The sequence below is a fragment of the Marinobacterium arenosum genome (genome assembly GCF_019795155.1).
GTDB lineage: Bacteria > Pseudomonadota > Gammaproteobacteria > Pseudomonadales > Balneatricaceae > Marinobacterium_C > Marinobacterium_C arenosum.
In genome coordinates this window covers 1-1,314 of the sequence record NZ_JAILYN010000113.1, presented here as the reverse complement: position 1 = coordinate 1,314, position 1,314 = coordinate 1, and the positions used below count along the sequence as shown (strand labels likewise).

At 61.5% G+C, this 1,314-nt stretch carries 1 protein-coding gene; it reads left to right on the top strand.

Going from position 1 to position 1,314, the window contains the following annotated elements:
- Positions 1-84: 84 nt before the first annotated feature.
- Positions 85-1,104, top strand: coding sequence for an IS110 family transposase (locus K6T12_RS21420; protein WP_222225007.1), 1,020 nt, complete (start codon positions 85-87; stop codon positions 1,102-1,104).
- The last annotated feature ends 210 nt before the right edge of the window (positions 1,105-1,314 follow it).

The window sequence follows — 1,314 nt, the reverse complement described above, 5'->3', positions numbered from 1 at the left end:
GTAGGAAATGGGATGGACCCACCCTCCCTCTCAGCGCGCCTACGCTGAGAAGGTCACCCAAACCGAAAGAGAGGGGTCCATCTCATGCAAGTTAAGACACTGGCTATCGATCTTGGCAAATCCGTTTTTCAACTTCATGGTGTCGATGCGCACCATAGAACCGTGCTGCAACGGCAGGTACGTCGCGCCAAACTGCTGGCAACGGTACTGCGCTTAGCGCCGGCAAGGGTGATCATGGAGGCCTGCGGCTCGGCGCATTACTGGGCGCGACTGCTTCGTACCCAAGGCATCGACGTACACCTGATCGCGCCGCAGCACGTTAAGCCCTATGTCATGGGCAACAAGAACGATTACCGCGATGCGGAAGCCATCTTCGAGACCTCGCTGCGTCCGCGGGTTCCCCGCGTGGCGATCAAAACGGTTGATCAGCAGGCCATCCAGGCGCTGCATCGACTGCGGGAGTCTCAGATCAAGGCCCGCACGGCGCTGGTCAATCAGCTGCACGGCTTGCTGGCCGAGTTCGGGTATGTCTACCCGACCGGCCATGAGGCGCTACGCAGAACCATCCGAGATGAGTTGGATCAGCCGAACTCGGAGATCCCGGTGTTGTTGCAGCCTCTGCTGCATCAACAGCTGGAGTTGTGGCAACTGTACGACAGCCAAATCGACCACTATGAACAGTTGCTCAAACGCTGGGTCAGTCAGTATCCGGATGCCCGGCGGCTGACAGCCCTGCCGGGCGTGGCGCACATCATTGCCAGCGCCATCGTCATGCACATGGGCGACCCCTTCAACTACCAGGGCGGCCGGCATTACAGCGCTGCCTTGGGCATCATCCCACGCCAGCACTCAACGGGCGGCAAGACCGTATTGCTGGGTATCAGCAAGCGGGGCGACAGCTACGTGCGTAAGATGCTGATCCACGGCGCTCGGGCATGGCTGCGGGTGGCGCCAAACCATGACGATGCCTTGAGCCGCTGGGTGTGTGAGGTGGCGGCTCGGCGGGGCAAAAACCGGGCCGCGGTGGCGCTGGCCAACAAGCTGGCCCGCATCGCCTGGGCGATGCTCGCCCATGGCACCGAGTACCAGGTACGCGCGGCATGACACCGGATATCGAGCCGCTGTTGACGCCTGCACCCGCATCACCAGGCGATGTGGGCTGCGAAAACCAAGTTCCAGGTACCTCCTGTACCTGACCAACCGAGGTTGCGCGAGTATGTTCTTCTGATGGCATAACAGGTCGGACCGACGCCCCGAATCCCTGCCAAGCCGCTAGGCCCGATTGAGGCCGCGTAGGAGATAAGCATCGGGGGG

Bases quoted from the DNA above. Each gene is read 5' to 3' on its own strand.
- K6T12_RS21420 (WP_222225007.1), top strand. From the start codon at position 85: ATGCAAGTTAAGACACTGGCTATCGATCTTGGCAAATCCGTTTTTCAA.